General features: G+C 66.1%; 19 protein-coding genes and 1 tRNA gene. 14 read left to right on the top strand and 6 right to left on the bottom strand.

Annotated elements, in window-relative coordinates; all coding sequences use genetic code 11:
• The first annotated feature begins 38 nt into the window (after positions 1 to 38).
• The 6 genes from ACYVF5_RS09060 (at position 39) to ACYVF5_RS09035 (ending at position 5,219) form a co-directional block, all read left to right on the top strand.
• The gene (locus ACYVF5_RS09060) at positions 39 to 818 is read left to right on the top strand and encodes a sulfite exporter TauE/SafE family protein (protein WP_460945520.1); all 780 of its coding nucleotides are present in this window, start codon (positions 39 to 41) and stop codon (positions 816 to 818) included.
• A gap of 80 nt (positions 819 to 898) precedes the next feature.
• Entirely contained in the window at positions 899 to 1,474 is a 576-nt protein-coding gene (locus ACYVF5_RS09055) for a histidine phosphatase family protein (RefSeq protein ID WP_460945518.1), read from the top strand.
• Between the two features lie 27 nt (positions 1,475 to 1,501).
• Positions 1,502 to 1,948 carry an FAS1-like dehydratase domain-containing protein gene (locus ACYVF5_RS09050; protein ID WP_460945516.1) on the top strand — a complete coding sequence of 149 codons (447 nt, stop codon included), beginning with the start codon at positions 1,502 to 1,504 and terminating at the stop codon, positions 1,946 to 1,948.
• Positions 1,945 to 2,388, top strand: coding sequence for a MaoC family dehydratase (locus ACYVF5_RS09045; RefSeq protein WP_460945514.1), 444 nt, complete (start codon positions 1,945 to 1,947; stop codon positions 2,386 to 2,388). Before ACYVF5_RS09050 ends, ACYVF5_RS09045 begins: the two co-directional genes overlap by 4 nt.
• The gene (locus tag ACYVF5_RS09040; protein ID WP_460945512.1) at positions 2,385 to 3,515 is read left to right on the top strand and encodes a UDP-N-acetylmuramate dehydrogenase; all 1,131 of its coding nucleotides are present in this window, start codon (positions 2,385 to 2,387) and stop codon (positions 3,513 to 3,515) included. Before ACYVF5_RS09045 ends, ACYVF5_RS09040 begins: the two co-directional genes overlap by 4 nt.
• A 1,032-nt stretch (positions 3,516 to 4,547) precedes the next feature.
• The gene (locus tag ACYVF5_RS09035; protein WP_460945510.1) at positions 4,548 to 5,219 is read left to right on the top strand and encodes a hypothetical protein; all 672 of its coding nucleotides are present in this window, start codon (positions 4,548 to 4,550) and stop codon (positions 5,217 to 5,219) included.
• A 178-nt stretch (positions 5,220 to 5,397) separates the two neighbouring features.
• Here the strand turns inward: ACYVF5_RS09035 and ACYVF5_RS09030 are convergent, their stop codons facing one another.
• The 3 genes from ACYVF5_RS09030 to aceA all read right to left on the bottom strand — a co-directional run bounded on the left by ACYVF5_RS09030 (position 5,398) and on the right by aceA (position 9,749).
• Positions 5,398 to 6,615, bottom strand: coding sequence for a pyridoxal phosphate-dependent aminotransferase (locus ACYVF5_RS09030; protein ID WP_460945508.1), 1,218 nt, complete (start codon positions 6,613 to 6,615; stop codon positions 5,398 to 5,400).
• Positions 6,616 to 6,679: 64 nt separating this feature from the next.
• Positions 6,680 to 8,380, bottom strand: coding sequence for a malate synthase A (gene aceB, locus ACYVF5_RS09025; RefSeq protein WP_460945506.1), 1,701 nt, complete (start codon positions 8,378 to 8,380; stop codon positions 6,680 to 6,682).
• Between the two features lie 28 nt (positions 8,381 to 8,408).
• Positions 8,409 to 9,749, bottom strand: coding sequence for an isocitrate lyase (gene aceA / locus ACYVF5_RS09020; RefSeq protein ID WP_460945504.1), 1,341 nt, complete (start codon positions 9,747 to 9,749; stop codon positions 8,409 to 8,411).
• A 179-nt stretch (positions 9,750 to 9,928) separates the two neighbouring features.
• On the opposite strand from aceA, the gene ACYVF5_RS09015 reads away from it, so the two are divergent.
• Positions 9,929 to 11,401 (top strand): helix-turn-helix domain-containing protein, encoded by a 1,473-nt coding sequence (locus ACYVF5_RS09015; protein WP_460945502.1) that lies wholly within the window; start codon positions 9,929 to 9,931, stop codon positions 11,399 to 11,401.
• 213 nt (positions 11,402 to 11,614) lie between these two features.
• Here ACYVF5_RS09015 and ACYVF5_RS09010 read toward each other — a convergent pair whose 3' ends face one another.
• Entirely contained in the window at positions 11,615 to 12,514 is a 900-nt protein-coding gene (locus tag ACYVF5_RS09010) for a hypothetical protein (RefSeq protein ID WP_460945500.1), read from the bottom strand.
• 401 nt (positions 12,515 to 12,915) lie between these two features.
• Here ACYVF5_RS09010 and ACYVF5_RS09005 point away from each other — a divergent pair.
• From ACYVF5_RS09005 to ACYVF5_RS08975, 7 genes are all read left to right on the top strand, one after another.
• Positions 12,916 to 12,988 (top strand) — tRNA-Trp (locus tag ACYVF5_RS09005).
• A 42-nt stretch (positions 12,989 to 13,030) separates the two neighbouring features.
• Complete coding sequence (gene secE, locus ACYVF5_RS09000; RefSeq protein WP_460945498.1) at positions 13,031 to 13,306, top strand: preprotein translocase subunit SecE; 276 nt, start codon at positions 13,031 to 13,033, stop codon at positions 13,304 to 13,306.
• Positions 13,307 to 13,382: 76 nt separating this feature from the next.
• Entirely contained in the window at positions 13,383 to 14,330 is a 948-nt protein-coding gene (nusG, locus tag ACYVF5_RS08995; protein WP_460945496.1) for a transcription termination/antitermination protein NusG, read from the top strand.
• Positions 14,331 to 14,423: 93 nt separating this feature from the next.
• On the top strand, positions 14,424 to 14,852 hold the full coding sequence (gene rplK, locus ACYVF5_RS08990; protein ID WP_460945493.1) for a 50S ribosomal protein L11: 429 nt from the start codon (positions 14,424 to 14,426) through the stop codon (positions 14,850 to 14,852).
• A 14-nt stretch (positions 14,853 to 14,866) separates the two neighbouring features.
• Positions 14,867 to 15,103, top strand: a complete 237-nt coding sequence (locus ACYVF5_RS08985) for a hypothetical protein (protein WP_460945491.1) — start codon at positions 14,867 to 14,869, stop codon at positions 15,101 to 15,103.
• A gap of 69 nt (positions 15,104 to 15,172) precedes the next feature.
• Positions 15,173 to 15,865 (top strand): 50S ribosomal protein L1, encoded by a 693-nt coding sequence (gene rplA, locus ACYVF5_RS08980; RefSeq protein WP_460945489.1) that lies wholly within the window; start codon positions 15,173 to 15,175, stop codon positions 15,863 to 15,865.
• Between the two features lie 148 nt (positions 15,866 to 16,013).
• On the top strand, positions 16,014 to 16,544 hold the full coding sequence (locus tag ACYVF5_RS08975) for a GNAT family N-acetyltransferase (protein WP_460945487.1): 531 nt from the start codon (positions 16,014 to 16,016) through the stop codon (positions 16,542 to 16,544).
• A 78-nt stretch (positions 16,545 to 16,622) separates the two neighbouring features.
• Here the strand turns inward: ACYVF5_RS08975 and ACYVF5_RS08970 are convergent, their stop codons facing one another.
• Positions 16,623 to 17,252 (bottom strand): YqaJ viral recombinase family protein, encoded by a 630-nt coding sequence (locus ACYVF5_RS08970; RefSeq protein ID WP_460945485.1) that lies wholly within the window; start codon positions 17,250 to 17,252, stop codon positions 16,623 to 16,625.
• Between the two features lie 219 nt (positions 17,253 to 17,471).
• Positions 17,472 to 18,491 carry an NADP-dependent oxidoreductase gene (locus tag ACYVF5_RS08965; protein WP_460945483.1) on the bottom strand — a complete coding sequence of 340 codons (1,020 nt, stop codon included), beginning with the start codon at positions 18,489 to 18,491 and terminating at the stop codon, positions 17,472 to 17,474.
• Positions 18,492 to 18,582: the final 91 nt, after the last annotated feature.

Raw genomic sequence — 18,582 nt, 5'->3', positions numbered from 1 at the left:
ATAGTGTCTTGAGGTCACTCGACAGGCGAAGGGGACGGATGCCAGAACAACGCACGCGCGGCGCCTGGCTGTGGCTGATTCTCATCGGGCTTCTCGCCGGCTTTATGTCTGGGCTCTTCGGCGTCGGCGGCGGGGTGATGATCGTGCCGGCGCTCGTGCTGCTTCTCAGGATGGAGCCGCGCATCGCCGCGGGCACATCGCTTGCCGCCATCGTTCCGTCGTCGCTCGTCGGGGTGCTGAGCTACGCGATTCCAGGTGCCGTGGACTGGGTCGCCGCCGGACTGCTCGCGGCCGGCTCGATCGTCGGTGCGCAGATCGGCAGCCATCTGCTCAGCCGTGTGTCTCGTCCCGTTCTGCAGTGGGCGTTCGTTGTGTTCATGTGCGCCGTGATCGTCTCGCTGTTCCTGGTGGTTCCCTCACGGGAGGCATCGATAGGACTCACACCGCTGGTCATCGCCGGGATCGTCACTCTCGGCCTTGTGACCGGCATCCTCTCCGGCCTGCTCGGCATCGGCGGGGGAGTCGTCGTTGTGCCGATGCTCATTCTGCTCTTCGGATCGAGCGACCTCATCGCGAAGGGCACGTCCATCGCCATGATGGTTCCCACCGCACTGTCCGGCACGATCGGCAACACCAGGCGTCGCATCGTCGACCTTCCCGCCGCCGCCGTGATCGGACTGTTCGCGTGTACGACGACGGCGCTCGGAGCGGTCGTCGCCGCCAACATCGATCCGTTCCTCGCGAACGTGCTCTTCGCCGTCTTCGTCGCGATCATCGCGCTGCGAATGATCGTCGACATCGTTCGTCACCGGGGATGACGCCCCTCTTTTCGTCGCTCTTGCCGATTCGTTCAGTTTGATGCTGCAGACTTGAAGCCCGCGACCTGAAAGTGAGTGTTATGCCCCTCGCCCTCATCCGCCACGGACAGACAGACTGGAATCGCGACCGCAGAATGCAGGGTGCGACAGACATTCCCCTCAACGAGACCGGCAGGCAGCAGGCACGAGATGCCGTCGGCCTGCTCGCCTCGCAGAAGTGGGGCACCATCGTGAGCTCACCGCTGTCGCGCGCCCGCGAGACCGCGAGCATCATCGCATCGGGGCTCGGCGTCGAGCTCGGCCGGAGCTATGACCTGCTCGTCGAGCGCTCATACGGTGACGCTGAGGGCGCGACAGCCGAAGACATCGCCGAGCGGTGGCCGGACAAACGGTTCCCCGGCCTCGAGCCCCTCGACCAGGTGGTGGGCCGCGGCACGCGCGCGCTCGCACAGATCGCAGACGACTACGCCGATTCGAACACCATCGTCGTGTGCCATGGCACCCTCATCCGCTACACCCTGCAGCACCTCGCCGGGCGCGACTTCGATCAGATCCTGAACGGCGCGATCTCGACGGTTGTGCGCGAGCAGGATGCCTGGCGTGTGCTGAGCGTGAACGGCGAAGAGCTCGAGGTCGTCGCCACCCCGGGGCGGTAGGGCACGCTGCATGGGTAGGCTGGTCGCGTGCCTGTGAATCCCGACCTGCAGAACCGAACGTTCGAGCCCGTGTCGCCCTATCTGGTGGGCCGCGAGAAAGTGCGCGAGTTCGCGCGCGCGGTCTTCGCGACGAGCCCCGTCAACCACGATCCCTCGGCAGCACGCGCCGCCGGTCATGCCGACGTCGTCGCTCCGCCGACCTTCGCCGTCGTCGTGCAGGAGCAGACGCTTCAGCAGCTGCTCGCCGAGCCCGACTCCGGCATCGACTTCGCCCGCGTTGTGCACGGCGACCAGCGCTTCAGCTATACGCGTCCGATCGTGGCGGGAGACGAGCTCACCGCCACCCTGAGAGTGACCGGTGTGAAGACGCTCGGAGCGCATGCCATGGTCACGGCCGAGTCGACGATCGTCGACGCGCACGGCGAGCATGTCGTCACCGCCGTGTCGACGCTCGTGGTCAGGGGAGACGAATGAACACACCGCAGATCAGCGCACCCCGGATCGGCGGTCTCACCGTCGGTGACGTCATCGCAGGGGCCGAGTATCCGCTCACGCGGGATTCTCTTGTGAGGTACGCGGGCGCATCGGGTGATTTCAACCCGATTCACTACCGCGACGACGTGGCGGCGTCCGCGGGCCTGCCCGGTGTGCTCGCGCACGGGATGCTGACCATGGGCCTGGCCGTGCAGCCGGTCGTCGAGTGGGCGGGCGACCCGGCACGTGTGGTCGACTATCAGGTGCGATTCACCCGGCCGGTCGTCGTCGACGCGGTCGAGGGAGCGATGGTCTCTGTCAGCGCGAAGGTGGGCGCTCTCGACACCGAGGGCGAGTCGGCCCGGATCGACCTGACGGTGACATTCAACGGCGAGACGGTTCTCGGAAAAGCCCAGGTACGGGTGTCACTAGCGGTATGACGGCGCGCACCCTGGCTCAGTTCACGACCTTTCGCGTCGGAGGCCCGGCCGAGCAGGTCGTCACTCCGTCGACGCGAGACGAGCTCGTCGACACGGTGCTCAGCCTCTGGGGCTCGGGTCAGGAACCGCTCGTCGTCGGAGGTGGATCGAACCTGCTCGTCAGCGATGACGGATATCAGGGCCCGCTCGTCAGGGTCCGGACGACGGGCATCCAGCGGTTCACATCTCGTGACGGCTCGCGTGTGCGCCTGATCGTCGAGGCCGGCGAGAGCTGGGACGACCTCGTCGCGCACACCGTCGCGAACGGATGGTGTGGGATCGAGGCGTTGAGCGGCATCCCGGGCTCTGTCGGCGCTGCGCCCATTCAGAACATCGGTGCATATGGGCAGGAGCTCGTCTCGAGCCTCGCCGCCGTGTGGCTGCTCGACCGCGAACGGGGTGAGGTGCTCCGTGTGCCGCCGGCAGACCTCGCGCTCGGCTACCGCACCTCGGCGCTCAAGCGGCACGGCGGGGCGGAGCCCGAACGAGACGGCGTTGTGGTGGCTGTCGAGATCGAACTCGTCGACGCACACGGAACGAGCGCGCCGATCGCCTACGACCAGCTCGCTTTCGCTCTCGGCGTCGACCTGGGCGAGCGGATGTCTGTCGCCCAGGTGCGCAAGACGGTGCTTGCCCTGCGCGCGTCGAAGGGGATGGTGCTCGACGCCGACGACAGGGACACGTGGAGCGCGGGGTCGTTCTTCACGAATCCGATCGTCAGCGAGTCTTTCGCGCGCACTCTTCCGGCTGACGCGCCGCGCTGGCCCGTCGACGAGGCCGACGACGATCGCGAGATCGTGATTCCGCTCGAGCGCTATGAGGGCAACCTCCCGGCTGCGCAGCCTGTCGAGAGCCGCGTGAAGCTCAGCGCCGCCTGGCTCATCGAGCGTGCAGGCGTCCGCCGCGGGTTCGCGCTCCCCGGCGGGAGAGCCCGGGTGTCGACGAAGCACACACTCGCGCTGACCAACGCCGGAGGGGCGACTGCAGACGACATCGCCGCGCTCGCTCGTTTTGTGCAGTCGCGGGTGTCTGCAGAGTTCGGTGTTGTGCTGCAGCCAGAACCTGTGCTCGTGGGTGTGGAGCTGTAGGGCGACGGCCGGTGCCGGCCCGTGTCAGCGGGCGGGGGATGCCTCTCGCGTGACGCAGCACGTGCGGGGGTGACTAATCGGCGGACGCGTGCAATGCTGGCGGGAGAGCGCAACGGCTCGGTGCAAGTCAGTGCAAGTCCGTGCAAGAGAGAGGACCCCATGTCCGATCAGCCTCCCCGGCCGCCCACAGGCGCACAGCCTCCTGAGAGACACCGTGGTCAGAACCCCGCAGGCCATTCGATGACCGGTCCCCCAGACGCTCCCACACCCCCGGGCGACCCCACACCTCCCGGCGGGCCGCAGCAGCCGCCTGCTCCCGGCATACCCGAGCAACCCGATCCGCAGCCGGGCCAGGAACCGGCACCCGGCCACCCCTCGGAGCCCGCGCCGCCCGCGCCTTCGGAGCCGACGCCGCCGCGACCAGAGGAACCGCGCCCGCCCGCGCCCGAGGAGCCAGTGCCGTACGCCCCGTCACCGGAGACGCCGCAGCAGCCGGTCGTGCCAGACATGCCACCCGGTCCGCTGTCGCATCGGGGTGACCAGCAGCCCCGGCACCCGCCCCAGGCCCCGCCGGCGAATCAGCAGCATCCCGGTCAGCAGCCTCCGGCACAACAGGCGCGGCAGCCTCCCGGGCAGCAACCGCCGTATGGTCAACAGTGGCCACCGGGCCAGCAACCGCCGCCTCCTTCGTCTCAGGGTCGGCAACCGTATCCAGGGCAGCAGGTCCCCGGCGGGAACCAGGCTCCGTATCCCGGTCAGACACCTCAACATCCTGGCCCCCAGCAGCCAGCGGGCGCCGGCTGGCAGCCACCCAACCAGCCGTACCCTGGCGCTCAGGCTCCTGCGCCACAACAACAGGGTCCCCAGCATCCGCCACAACAACAGGGTGCCCAGCATCCCTCACAGCAGCAGCCGTCTCAGCAGTATCCTCCGCCTCCGGCCTGGCAGCCTCAGCCGGGGCAGCAGCCTTACCGAGGCCAACCGTATGGCGGCCGACCGCCCGGTCCGCCCGAACCTCCGAATCGACGAGGTATGCCGGGCTGGGCGTGGTGGCTCATCGGCGGCGGGGTGCTCATCCTCGTCGCCGTTATCGTGGTGGTGGCTCTGGTGATCGCCAATCTCGGACAGACGGCAGCGCCGCTGCCGACCCCGAGCGACTCGACGTCTGAGACGCCGGATGCCACGCCGTCGCCGACACCGGCCGGCTTCGCACTCGACCAGCATGCGGAGTTCGACGCAGACCCGCGGCTGGTCGTCTCCCTGCCCGCGGAATGGGACCAGGTCACAGACGACGAAGACCTTCAGGAATGGGAGAACACCGAAACCGGCTGTTTCGTCGACGTGTACAACCAGACGGATGCCGCCGCGGGCCCCGCGGACGATCCCGAAGGCGACCTGCCTGCGACCGAAGCCGCTGTCGAAGACGACCTCGAGACCCTGACGGAAGACGACCCGTCGTCAACGTCGGAATCCGGTGACGTGGTCGGCGTCGAGAGCAGTGCCGGTGATGAGGTCGAGATGATGCTCAGCAGGATCGACTTCGTGACCGACGAGGGCGAAGACGCGTTCTGGTTGATGGCCACCAGGGTGTTCGTGGCGCACGACGCATATCTCTCGATCGGTCTGAGCTGTCTCGACAGTGAGGTCGAGGATGCTGAGGGGATGTTCGAGGACCTGCTCGCCGACGTGGTCATCGACGCGTGATCGTGGTTCCGGCGAATGGTCATCACGACCCGCGCTACACCGTTTGTGACGCGCCACCCTATTTCGGGTAGCGCGTCACAAACGGTGTAGCGTGTGGCGGTGTGCGCCGATGCGCGCGGCGCGCGGCGCGCGGGGCGCGCGGCGCGCGGGGCGCGCGGGGCGCGGGGCGCGGGGTGAGTCAGCCCGCGAACAGCTGCTGCAGTCGCTGCACACCCTCGAGCAGTGCGTCGTCTCCCAGCGCGTAGCTGAATCGCAGATAGCCAGACGGGCCGAAGGCCTCACCCGGCACCGCGGCGACCTCAGCGCGATCGAGGATCATATCGGCGAGTTCGAGCGACGTGCGGGGCGTCACGCCGTTCCAGTCCCGATCGAGCAGGCCCGAGACATCCGCATAGACGTAGAACGCCCCCTGCGGTGTCGGAACCTCGACCCCTTCAATGCGGTTGAGTTCACGCGCAATCGTCTCGCGTCGCCTGTCGAAGGCCTGGCGCATGTGTTCCGCCTCGTCTTGGGGCCCGCTGAGCGCGGCGAGCGCGGCACGCTGCGCGACGTTGTTCACGTTGCCGGAGAGGTGCGACTGCAGGTTGCCGATCGCCTTGACGGCGTCGGCGGGGCCAACAGTCCAGCCCACACGCCACCCGGTCATCGCGTAGGTCTTTGCGACGCCGTTCACAAGCAGCGTCTGCTCGGCAAGCTCCGGAACGACATCCACGATCGACGTCGCCGTGTATGCACCAGAGGCGTTCGGGGTGTAGACGAGGTTCTGATAGATCTCGTCCGAGATCACCCAGATGCCGTGCTCGAGCGCCCATTCGCCGATCGCGCGGGTCTCGTCCCGGGTGTAGACGGCTCCCGTCGGGTTCGAGGGCGACACGAAGAGCAGCACCTTCGATCGCTCGGTTCGAGCCGCCTCGAGCTGCTCCACAGTCACCTTGTAGTCGCTCTCGGCACCGGCGAACACCTCGACAGGCGTGCCGTCTGCGAGAGCGATGGTCTCTGGGTAGGTCGTCCAGAACGGTGTGGGCACGATGACCTCGTCGCCCGGGTTGAGCAGCACCTGGAACGCCTCATAGACGGACTGTTTGCCGCCGTTGGTGACGACGATTCGGCTCGTCGGCACCTCGAGGCGCGAATCGCGCGCCGTCTTCGCGGCGATCGCCTCGCGCAGGTCCGGAAGCCCAGCCGCGGGCGTGTAGCGATGGTTTCGCGCCTCTGTCGCGGCGGCGACAGCGGCATCGATGACGTGCCGGGGTGTCGCGAAGTCGGGCTCACCGGCCGCGAAGCTGATCACGGGACGGCCGTCGGCCTGCAGCGCCTTGGCCTTGGAATCGACCTTGAGGGTCGCGGACTCGGCGATGGCGGAGATCTTCTGGGACAGGCGATGTTTTGGGCTCACCCTCCGAGCATAAACGGAGCGCCGGGGATTCCGCCGGAATCGGCGTCACCCCCGGCGCCCGAGATCACTCGTGCTCGACGAGGAACCGCGAATAGGCTCCAACGGTCAGGAAGGTGGGGAACTCCTCACGCAGCGCGACCTCGCGGAACACCTCCGCGGCATCGTCATACCGATTGCCGTCCGTCCGCGGCAGCGCGGCGAGCAGCTCGGACAGGATCTTGTCGACCCGTTCGACGGTGATGGGCTCGCCGTCGCTCGTGCAGACGTCCTGGTGGATCCACTGCCAGATCTGAGACCGGCTGATCTCTGCCGTCGCGGCGTCTTCCATCAGGTTGTCGATGGCGACCGCCCCGATCCCGCGCAGCCAGGCCTCGAGGTAACGCACGGCGACGCTCACGTTGTCGCGCAGCCCGTCGTCGGTCACCGGCCTGCCGATGTGCACGTTGAGCAGATCGGATGCCGTCACCTCGACGTCGTCGCGCTGGCGGTCGACCTGGTTCGGCCGGTCGCCGAGCACCGCGTCGAATTCGCTCCTGGCCGCATCGATGAGACCAGGGTGCGCCACCCAGGTTCCATCGAAGCCGTCTCTGGCCTCTCTGCGCTTGTCTGCGGCCACCTTCTCGATGGCCTTCGCGGTGACCTCGGGGTCGCGGCTGTTCGGGATGAACGCGGACATACCCCCGATCGCATGGGCGCCCCGCTTGTGGCAGGTCTTCACGAGCAGCTCGGTGTATGCCCGCATAAAGGGCACGGTCATGGTGACCTCGCTGCGGTCGGGGAGCACAAAACGCGCGCCGCGGCCTCGGTAGTTCTTGATGATCGAGAAGATGTAGTCCCAGCGCCCGGCGTTGAGCCCGGCGCAGTGGTCACGCAGTTCGTAGAGGATCTCCTCCATCTCGAACGCCGCGGGGAGCGTCTCGATCAGCACGGTCGCACGGATGGTGCCGTGAGGGATCCCCCTGTCCTTCTCCGCGAAGGTGAAGACGTCGTCCCAGAGACGGGCTTCGTCCGCCGATTCGAGCTTCGCGATGTAGAAATACGGCCCGGCGCCCTGCTCGATCAGCTGCGCGGCATTGTGAAAGAAATACAGCCCGAAGTCAACGAGACTGCCCGATGCCGGCATCGTCTGCCCGCCCGCGTCGGTGAACGCCATGTGCTTCTCGACCAGGTGCCAGCCGCGCGGGCGCATCACGATGGTCGGGGTCTTGCCGGTGGTGAGGCGGTACTCCTTGCCCTGCGCGTTTGTGAAGTCGATCTGGCGACGGATCGCGTCGAAGAGCGAGATCTGCCCGCCGATGACGTTTCTCCAGGTGGGGCTGATGGCGTCCTCCTGGTCGGCGAGCCACACCTTCGCGCCCGAGTTCAGCGCATTGATGGTCATCTTGGGATCCGTGGGACCGGTGATCTCGACTCGGCGGTCTTCCAGGCCGGGACCGGGGCCGGCGACGCGCCACGAGGCATCCGCACGGATGTCGGCGGTGTCGTCGCGAAACTTCGGGTCGCGTCCGTTGCCGATCTCGTAGCGACGCCGCATCCGATCGGCGAGGCGTTCGTGACGGCGCCCCGCGAAGCGTTTGTGCAGGCGGGTGATGAACTCGAGTGCTTCTGGCGTCAGAATCTCATCGAAGCGTTCGTGCCGGCGGCCGATGACGTCGATGCGCGGACCTCGTGCGGGCTCCTGGTGCGCCGATGCCTGGCGCGTCGATGGCTGTGCTCGTTCGGTGGTCGAAGGTGCCGGCGATTGCCCGGCGGTGAGGGTGTTCATTGTCGTGTCCTTACGGTGTGAGACGTGATCAGTGGAACTGGTCTTCTTCGGTCGAGCCGACGAGGGCGAGGGTGGAGCTCGTCGGGTTGAGCGCTGTCGCGATCCTGTCGAAGTAACCCGTTCCCACCTCGCGTTGGTGTCTGGTGGCGGTGTAGCCGGACGCCTCAGAGGCGAATTCGGCCTCTTGCAGCTCGACGTATGCGCTCATGGCGCGGTTCTTGTAGTCCTGGGCGAGTGTGAACATCGAGTGGTTCAGCGCGTGGAAGCCTGCAAGGGTGATGAACTGGAAGGCGTAGCCCATGGCGGCGAGCTCCTTCTGGAAGCTCGCGATCTGTGCGTCGTCGAGGTGGGATTTCCAGTTGAACGACGGCGAGCAGTTGTAGGCGAGTTTTTTGCCCGGGAAGACCTTGTGGATGTGCTCGGCGAACCGGCGGGCGAGTTCGAGGTCCGGTTCGGCGGATTCGACCCAGAGCAGGTCTGCGTACTCGGCGTAGGCGAGGCCACGGGCGAGCACCGGCTCGATGCCGTTCTGAACGTTGTAGAAGCCCTCTGCGGTGCGGTCGCCCACGATGAACCGGCTGTCGCGCTCGTCGTGGTCGCTTGTGATGAGCGTCGCCGCGAGGGCGTCCGTGCGGGCGATGATCACGCTCGGCACACCGGCGACGTCCGCCGCGAGACGGGCCGCATTGAGGGTGCGGATGTGCTGGCTCGTCGGCACGAGGACCTTGCCGCCCATGTGGCCGCACTTCTTCTCGCTCGCAAGCTGATCCTCCCAGTGAACGCCAGCAGCACCCGCCTGGATCATCGACGTCATCAGCTCATAGGCGTTGAGCGGGCCGCCGAAGCCGGCCTCGGCATCCGCCACGATCGGTGCGAGCCAGTCGATCCCTTCACGAGAAGCGGCGCTCGCCTGCTCGGAGGACCTGTGCTCAGCGCTCGTCTCTGCGAACTCGATCTGGTCGGCGCGCAGCAGCGCGTTGTTGATGCGGCGCACCACCTGCGGCACCGAGTTGGCCGGATAGAGAGACTGGTCGGGGTATGTCTGGCCGGCGAGGTTGGCGTCTGCGGCGACCTGCCAGCCCGAGAGATAGATGGCCTTGAGACCCGCGCGCACCTGCTGAACGGCCTGGTTGCCGGTGAGAGCACCCAATGCGGCCACCCACTCCTCGGTGTGGATGAGGTTCCAGAGGTTCTCGGCGCCACGGCGAGCGAGGGTCGGCTCTTCACGCACACTGCCGCGGAGCGCTATAACGTCCTCTGCGCTGTAGTCACGACGGATGCCGTCCCATCGCGGGTCGTCGCGCCACTCGGCGGCGAGTTCCTCGGCGGTCTGAGTCTGGTCTCCTGCGCGAAGGGGCTGTGTGCTCATCGGTGTCTCCTCTTGTCTGTCTGGTCGGTGCGATTCCGATCGGCGTTGCGTCGGATGCCGATCTGTGGCGCTTGAGTCGATCTTGTGGGACCACAAAGCGTTGTGGAGAGGATTTGTAGACAGAAATTCGTTCTTTCTTCTGTTTGCCAGAAGGAGTGGCGAATGGCAGCATGTTGAGCATGACCAGCACAGCCGCTGAGGCCCCAACCTCGAACGACGAACGTTCAGTCGACGCACTGACCCTGGGACATCGGATTCGTGAGCGCCGTGTGCGCCGCGGAATGACGCTTGAACAGCTGGGTGCGGCGATCGAGCGCGCCGCCTCGCAGGTTTCGACGATCGAGAATGGAAAGCGCGAGCCGAGCCTGTCGATGCTGCGCCGGATCGCGGCAGCACTCGGCACAACAACCGACGATCTTCTCCAAGAAGAGGCACCGAGTGAGCGGTCGGCCCTCGAGATCGCTGTCGAGCGTGCGCAACGCGGGCCGGTCTTCAGCTCGCTCGGCATTTCACCGTTCCGTGTGTCCCGGTCGCACAGCGACGACACCCTGCGCACGATCCTCGCCCTGCATCAAGAGGTCGAGAGGCTGCACCGAGAGCGTGCGGCGACCCCCGAGGAGGCCCGTCGCGCGAACGCCCAGTTGCGTGCAGAGATGCGGGCCAGAGACAACTACTTCGCCGAGCTCGAGCAGCAGGCGGCCGAGCTGCTCACGGCCGTCGGGCACGGCGGGGGGCCGGTGTCGCAGCAGCTGGTCGGCGACATGGCCGGCCACCTGGGATTCTCGCTGCACTACGTCGGTGATCTCCCGCATTCCACCCGCTCGGTGGCCGACCACAGGAACGGGCGCATCTACCTTCCCACCCAGCAGTCGGCATCCCGTGACTCGCGATCGCCGGTGGTGCAGGCGCTCGCCAGTCACGTTCTCGGCCACACCGAGCCCACGAGCTATGCGGACTTTCTGCGCCAGCGCGTCGAGACCAACTATCTCACGGCGGCCATACTGCTGCCGCAGCGCGAGGCCGTTCGGTTTCTCACCGAGGCGAAGAACTTTCGGCGCATCTCACTCGAAGACCTGCGCGACGCCTTCGCGGTGTCGTACGAAACGGCCGCGCATCGCTTCACCAACCTCGCCACGGCGAGGCTCGGCATCCCCGTTCACTTCACGAAGGTGCACGAGTCGGGAACGATCGTCAAGGCCTACTCGAACGACGGGGTCATCCACCCGACGGATGCCCTCGGTGCCGTCGAGGGAACAAACGTCTGCCGCAAATGGACGGCGTTCACCGTGTTCGCCGCCGAGGACCGCTTCAGCCCCTGGTACCAGTACACGGACAACCCGAACGGAACCTACTGGTGCACCTCGCGCATCGAGAAGGCGAAGGAGGGTGACTACTCCGTGACCCTCGGTGTTCCGTTCGACCACGTGAAGTGGTTCCGCGGTCGTGAGACCGTGAACCGCTCGCGGTCGTCGTGTCCCGATGAGTCGTGTTGCAAGAACCCGCCGCGCGAGCTCGCCGACACCTGGGCGCATCACTCCTGGCCGGCGGCGCGCACCCCGACCAGTCTGCTCGCCGCCCTGCCGACGGGCACGTTCCCCGGAGTCGACGAGGCCGAGGTGTATCGCTTTCTCGAGGCCCACGCGCCCCGGTAGGCCCACGCGCTCACGCGCTCACGCGCCCACGCGCTACGACTTGCGGAAGTCTGCTGTTCCCGCGCCATCTGGGCCGCAGTTCTCCGCAGCTGGCTGATGTCTCAAAGATGACGTGCGGAGAAACGCTGTCCGGCGACGGCACAGGCCGCAGTTCTCCGCAACCGGTGAGCGGATGCCGCGGCGACGCATCCGCGCGGACCCGTCCCGTCCTGTCTATGGGCGCCAACCACGCGACCGAAGTCGCTGTTCCACTCGCCGCAACAGCGCGGGCACGTCGCGCAGGTCGTCTGCGGTGAACTCGATAACACTCCACCCCTCGTCGGTGACGTCGTTCTTGCGCGCGATGTCACTCCGCCACTGCCGCACGTCGGACCGGTGGTGGTCGCCCTGGTACTCGAGCGCGACCTTGTACACGGGAAAGGCCAGATCGAAGCGTACCTTTCTGCCCGTGCGCCTGATGGTGTACTCGAGATTCGGCAGGGGATCGGGCAGCGGGCTCAGCACGATGTGCACGCGCAGTCGCGATTCGGGTGGTGAGTCGGAGCGATCGGTGAGCAGGGGGAGCGCGGTCAGTGCCCGCCGCATACCTCGCCGCGTCGGATGCCGCTCCACCGCGTCGAGGAGTTGTGCAGGCGTGGCCAACGGGTGCTTTCGATGCAGCAGATGATCGCCTGCAGCAACGAGGCTGCCCAGGTCAAGTGATGCCGAGAGGTCGCACCACGTTCGCGCGGGCGACGTGAGCGGCAGCCCGTCGAGATGCTCGACGTCTGTGACGGCGAACGACGACTGGTGGCCGACAACGCCTGTTGCGTCCATGGCCCTGTGCGGTTTCGCCGACGTGACGTGCAGGGGAATGGCCGCGGCGCGGGTCGGCAGCGGTATGCCGAGGAGCCCGGCCGCCGTTGAATGGCTGAACACCATCCACGGCCTCAGACGCAGCCGAAGTGCGTGAGCCTGGTCGAGTAGGCCATTCGGGTCGGCAAACGAACGGATGCCGTGAAACGGCCTGAAGAGACCGGGATTGCGTAGCTGCGCGGGAGTTGCCCCCAGTTCGAGCGCTCGCGCGACGGTGAAGTGGTCGTCAACCGATGGCAGAGGGCGGCGGAACATCATGGCCTCGAGCCTGGCAAGTCTCGCCGGAGTGCATCAGAGTTATCCACAGCGCCCCGATCGCCGAGCTCATGAGTTCGCTCGCCACGCAACCGAGCTGCGGACTGGCCACACACCCGAGTTGCGGAGATGTGTTGCCCGAGATGGCGGCAGAGCAGCAGAAGGCCGCAAGTCGGATGTCGGGGGTGAGGGTGGAGCCGCAGAGCCCCGAAACCGGCGCGTATTCGTGCTGTGGCATGCAGTGCGCGCACTCGGTTTTACTGCGGGACCAGAGTCGTTTACACTGGGTCGTGGTAGTTGAAATCTGCCAAGCTTCTCTGCGCCCATTTTCTGGTTCTCCCGATCGTGCACGCGCAGTGGAACTGTGCAGATTTCACGCCTAGAGTGGGTGAAGCCCCACTCGAAGGGCGGTGGCTCAATTGGTAGAGCAGCGGTCTCCAAAACCGCAGGTTGCAGGTTCGAGTCCTGTCCGCCCTGCGCGTCGGTGCAACAGCATCGGCACACGAAAGGTGTAACAAGTTGGCCCGAAAAGCTATCGACACTCCGAGCGAGGAAGTCGTCGCCGCAGCCAAGAAGGCGCGTGCTGAGAAGCGGGGACCCTTCGCGGGGATCATCCTGTTCATCAGGCAGGTCATGAACGAGCTGCGGAAGGTCGTCACGCCGACTCGAAAAGAGCTGTTCACCTACACGGGCGTTGTGCTCGTGTTCGTGTTGATCATGATGGCGATCGTGTACGGCTTGGACTGGGTGTTCGCCTGGCTGGTGACGTTCGTCTTCGGCGCGCCGATCAGCTGATAACCGCCAACGCATACGGCAACACAAGAACGTGCGGTGATCGACAACGCGATTGCCGGGCAAGGAATGGAATCAGGTGTCTGAGAGAAACCGAGACGACGTCGACTGGGCGCCGGCAGCCGAGCAGTCGAGTGAGGTTGACGAAGCTCAAGAGGGCAACGTCGACGCCGCAGACGAGCAGGCGTCGTCGGCCGCTGAGCACGAGTCGATGCACGTCGTCGACGACAAGGGCAACACAATCGATCTCGATGCCATGCTCGACGCGATGGCCGAGGCTCCGGATCCCGAGGCAGACGCCGTTGTCGACGACGCTCTCGAAATCGACGAGACGAGCGAAGCCGAGGCGGCCGCAGAGGCCATCGAAGACGAAGACGATGAGGAGAACCCTGACGAGGAGTCAGAGGTCGACCCGTACGACGCATTCCGCGCGGAACTGCGCAGCCTGCCCGGCAAGTGGTACGTGATCCACTCGTACGCCGGGTTCGAGCGCAAGGTGAAGGCGAACATCGAGCAGCGCAAGGGCTCACTCGACGTCGCGGACTTCATCTACCAGGTCGAAGTCCCGATGGAAGATGTCGTCGAGATCAAGAACGGCCAGCGCAAGATGGTCACCCGTGTTCGCATTCCCGGGTACGTGCTCGTTCGTATGGACCTCAACGAAGACTCGTGGTCGGTTGTTCGCCATACCCCCGGTGTCACCGGCTTCGTCGGCAACGCGCACAACCCGACCCCGCTTCGTTTCGAAGAGGCCTTCAACATGCTGAAGAGCCTCGTCGAGGTGAAAGAGCCCGTTCAGGCGAAGGGCGGCGCAGCCAAGGGCGCGCCGGCGGCATCACGCGCACTGCCCGCAGAGGTCGACTTCGAGATCGGCGAGACCATCACGATCAAGGAAGGCTCGTTCGCAGGCCTGCCCGGCACGATCAGCGAGATCAAGCCGGAGAGCGGCAAGCTCACCGTGCTCGTCTCGCTCTTCGAGCGTGAGACGCCCGTCGAGCTCAGCTTCGACCAGGTCACCAAACTCTAGATTTTCTCTACCACCGCTGCCCGTCCGGGCACGCGGGAGAGCAGCCCGTCGTCACAAAAACGGATGCTCGAACCCCAATAAGAAGGAAAAAACATGGCACCGAAGAAGAAGGTCACAGGTCTGATCAAACTTCAGATCCAGGCCGGCGCCGCCAACCCCGCCCCGCCCATCGGCCCGGCGCTTGGTCAGCACGGCGTGAACATCATGGAGTTCTGCAAGGCGTACAACGCGGCCACCGAGTCGCAGCGCGGCAACGTGATCCCGGTTGAGATCACCGTTTATGAGGACCGTTCGTTCACGTTCATCCTGAAGACCCCGCCGGCAGCGGAGCTCATCAAGAAGGCGGCGGGAGTCAAGTCCGGGTCCGGCACCCCCCACACCGTGAAGGTGGGCAAGCTGAGCCGCGACCAGGTCCGCGAGATCGCCGAAGCGAAGATGGCCGACCTCAACGCGAACGATGTCGACGCAGCGTCGAAGATCATCGCAGGAACGGCCCGCAGCATGGGAATCACTGTCGAGTAGCAAACGCGAAGCGTTTGCTCCTCGAGATTGAGCGTATGCTCGGCCGTCAGCCGGATGTCCGGTCGCGGGCGTCCTGCTCAATCACCGAGAGCGCAGAGCTCACAGAGGCTCTGGTCGCACAACAGAACACATCGAAGCATCCGGGTCTCGACGGGCTCGAGCACCCGTTCGGCTCGACCACCGGGATCTCGACCCTTCGACACGGCCCTGGCGGGCCTGCTCAGGGCACCGCAGGCTCGATCACCGGGTGACAAGCTCGATCAACACACGTGGCAGCGCCGGCCAGGCGCAGATGACCACACTCTCATTGGAGAAATCACATGGCACAGAAATCAAAGGCCTACCGGGCCGCAGCCGAGAAGCTCGAGGCTGGAAAGTACTACACCCCTGACGAAGCCGTTGCTCTTGCGAAAGAGACCGGTTCGGCGAAGTTCAACTCGACGGTTGAGGTTGCGCTGAAGCTCGGCGTCGATCCCCGCAAGGCGGACCAGATGGTCCGTGGCACGGTGATTCTTCCTCACGGCACAGGCAAGACCGCCCGCGTCATTGTTTTCGCAACCGGTCCGGCAGCGGAGGCGGCAATCGCGGCGGGCGCAGACGAGGTCGGCGGCGACGAGCTCATCGCCAAGGTGGCAGAGGGTTACACCTCGTTCGACTCCGCGGTGTCGACTCCCGAGCTTATGGGCAAGGTCGGTCGCCTCGGCAAGGTTCTCGGACCCCGTGGCCTTATGCCGAACCCGAAGACGGGCACCGTGACGCCCGACGTCGCCAAAGCCGTCTCCGACATCAAGGGCGGAAAGATCGAGTTCCGTGTCGACAAGCACTCGAACGTGCACTTCGTCGTCGGCAAGGCGGGCTTCACCGTCGACCAGTTGAGCGAGAACATCAAGACCGCGCTCGATGAGGTTGTGCGGCTCAAGCCGTCGAGCTCGAAGGGCCGCTACATCCAGAAGGGCGCCGTGTCGACGACCTTCGGCCCCGGTATCCCCCTCGACGTCAACGTCATCGGCTGATCAGCCGGACCAGCGTTATCGAGAGCCCCGTGCCGTGTGGACGGGTCCCTGCACGTCGGAACGGAGAAATCCGTTCCGGCGCCCGGGGGCCGGTTCAGTGCGCGGGGCTCTCGTCATCTCTGCAGGCACGCAGTCGTAGAATCAAGGGGTGAGCGCACCCGAGATAGCGCTGGCGGTGCCCGGCGATGAGACACGGCTCGCGGCACTCGCTGCTGCGACCTTTCCCCTTGCCTGCCCGCCGGGGAGTGCGCCAGAGGCGATCGCCGAACACATCAGCGCCCATCTGAGCGCCGAGCGGTTTCGCGAGTATCTGGCCGACCCGCAGCACACGATCCTCATCGCAGACATCGACGGTGAAGCTCGCGGCTATACCATGCTCGTGGCAGAAGAGGCCCATCCCTCGGTCAGAAGGCTGCTGAGGGCTACCCCCTCTTTCGAGCTCAGCAAGGTCTACCTGCACCAGGACGTCCACGGAACCGGTATGGCTTCTGCACTGATGGCATCCACACTCGCGAAAGCGCTCGAACTCGGTGCGGCGAGCGTGTGGCTCGGGGTGAACAAGCACAATGCTCGTGCCATCAGGTTCTATATGCGCACAGGATTCGTGGTCGTGGGGTCGAAGCGATTCGCGATGGGGCCAGAACTGCACGACGACCACGTGATGGAATACGTGTTCTGAACGAGGACCGAAGGTGGCACGCGGCGGCCAGGCCAGTCCGGCGGCCAGGCCAGTCCGGCGGCCAGGCCAGTCCGGCGGTCAGACCAGTTCGTAGGGGTCGTCGTTCACGAGGTACCGTGACACGGGCTTCGTCGTGCGCCTGTGGAGCTCGTCGATCAGGGCGTTCGCGAGGGCGACGAGCGAGGTGATCTCGCGATCGTCGCGGTCGACCCAGCGGCAGAGCGGCTCGTCGGCGACGGGAACGAAGTCCTTGTGCTGTTCCCACACCACAAGCGTCCGTTCTGCCCCGAGCACGTACTGCTGCCACCAGACCTGTCGCAGATACTGCCGGGGTATCGAGCGCCAGGGCTTTGCGGTTGTTTTGATCTCTGCGAGTATCAGGTGGCCGTCCTGTGTTTCGGCGAGGCCGTCAGGGGTGGCGAGGTGGCGGCGTTCGACTTCGGCGTGGTAGAGCGTCGACGAGGGGCGGATGCCGTGCGTCGCGGCGACCCAGGCGGCGATCTCCGGTTCACGCACTCGCCCGTGATCGGTGAAGGCGTTGCCGCCGAAACCGGTGCCGTGCAGTTTGGCTGTCGCCGCGGCATCTATCGAGCGCTGTGTGGACAGCTTCGCCACGTCGGTCGCGGTGATTCCGCGTGAACGCGCTCTCAGCCACGCGACCCGATCGGTCGAGTTCGCGACGACACGATCGAGATAAGCGGAACCCACCCGCCTATTCTGCACGCTCGGTCGGACACTGCCCGCCAGCTGATCGGCGTGGCCCTGATGCTGATGCGCGAATCGGCGCGCCGCAGACCTCGAAGCCGGTCATGCGCGGGTGTTTGCCTCGTGCGCGGGAGTTCACACCCCCGCGCACGACGCAGGCACCCGCGCGAGCGCGACGTGCTCGGTCGCGCCCGGTGCTCGGTGGCACTGGGGTGCTCAGTGTCAGTGGTCAGAGACGGAGAGCACGATCTTGCCGCGGGTGTGACCGGTCTCGAGCGCGCGATGTGCAGCCGCTGCCTCGCCGAGTGGAAAGATCTGGTCGACGAAGACCCGCACGTCGCCGGATTCGAGCAGACGCGAGACGGTGGAGAGCGTGTCGCCGTCGGGTGCGAGCTTGAAGGTGGTCGCCCGCGCTCCGGCGGCCTCTGCCTCGTCGAGGAACTCCGGCCAGCTCCCCGTCGGCGCGTTGATGATGAGACCGCCTGGTTTCAGAACGCCGAGCGACCGGCTTCCGGTGTGCTCTGCCGCGTTCCCGATGAGGTCGATCACCACGTCGACGTCGTGCACAACGTCTTCGAAACGGGTCGACGTGTAGTCGATCGCTTCTGACGCACCCAGCTCGCGCAACCAGTCCAGGTTGCGCGACGACGCCGTGGCAATGACGTGGGCGCCGAAGTAGCGTGCGAACTGCACGGCGAAATGACCGACGCCTCCGCTGCCGGCGTGCACGAGCATCCGTTGCCCCCGATGCGCCTTGGCGATCTCGACGACCATGCCCCAGGCGGTGAGGGCAGCGAGCGGCACCCCTGCCGCCTCGACGTGAGAGAGGCTCGCGGGCTTGCGCGCGAGCGAGAGGCTGGATGCCGTGACGTACTGCGCATAGCTGCCGCCGGCCCGAGGGAGCGACGACATGCCGTACACCTCGGTGCCCGGGGCGAGGGGATGGGCTTCGAACGGGCTCTTCACCACAACGCCGCTGAAGTCGAAGCCGAGGACGGCCGGGTAGACGAGCCCAGATGAGACGCCTCTTCCGGCCCGGGTCTTCGCGTCGATCGGGTTGAGCCCGGCCGCCACGACCCGCACGACGACCTCTGAGAGGTACGGGACGGGTGTGTCGACCGTCGCCAGATGGAGCTGTTCCGCAGGACCGGGCTCATCGATCACCGCGGCGAGCATGGTCTCGGGAATGTCGTTCATCGTCACGTTGCGAGTCTGCCACGCGATGCCAACGCCGTCACGCATCTCACTCCTGTCGTCGTTGCCTGACACCAGTCAAGCGGGTCAACAATTCGGCAGTGTTACGGGCCGGTAACGCCGGGCGACGTTCTGCTCG

This window comes from Okibacterium endophyticum (assembly GCF_054780075.1).
This window is presented reverse-complemented; position numbering and strand designations above follow the sequence as displayed.

Coding starts and splice junctions, on each gene's coding strand:
- ACYVF5_RS09040 (WP_460945512.1), top strand. CDS start 2,385: ATGACGGCGCGCACCCTGGCTCAGTTCACGACCTTTCGCGTCGGAGGC.
- ACYVF5_RS09015 (WP_460945502.1), top strand. CDS start 9,929: ATGACCAGCACAGCCGCTGAGGCCCCAACCTCGAACGACGAACGTTCA.
- aceB (WP_460945506.1), bottom strand. CDS start 8,380: ATGAACACCCTCACCGCCGGGCAATCGCCGGCACCTTCGACCACCGAA.
- ACYVF5_RS09045 (WP_460945514.1), top strand. CDS start 1,945: ATGAACACACCGCAGATCAGCGCACCCCGGATCGGCGGTCTCACCGTC.
- aceA (WP_460945504.1), bottom strand. CDS start 9,749: ATGAGCACACAGCCCCTTCGCGCAGGAGACCAGACTCAGACCGCCGAG.
- ACYVF5_RS09055 (WP_460945518.1), top strand. CDS start 899: ATGCCCCTCGCCCTCATCCGCCACGGACAGACAGACTGGAATCGCGAC.
- ACYVF5_RS09035 (WP_460945510.1), top strand. CDS start 4,548: ATGCCGGGCTGGGCGTGGTGGCTCATCGGCGGCGGGGTGCTCATCCTC.
- rplA (WP_460945489.1), top strand. CDS start 15,173: ATGGCACAGAAATCAAAGGCCTACCGGGCCGCAGCCGAGAAGCTCGAG.
- rplK (WP_460945493.1), top strand. CDS start 14,424: ATGGCACCGAAGAAGAAGGTCACAGGTCTGATCAAACTTCAGATCCAG.
- ACYVF5_RS09060 (WP_460945520.1), top strand. CDS start 39: ATGCCAGAACAACGCACGCGCGGCGCCTGGCTGTGGCTGATTCTCATC.
- ACYVF5_RS09010 (WP_460945500.1), bottom strand. CDS start 12,514: ATGATGTTCCGCCGCCCTCTGCCATCGGTTGACGACCACTTCACCGTC.
- ACYVF5_RS08965 (WP_460945483.1), bottom strand. CDS start 18,491: ATGCGTGACGGCGTTGGCATCGCGTGGCAGACTCGCAACGTGACGATG.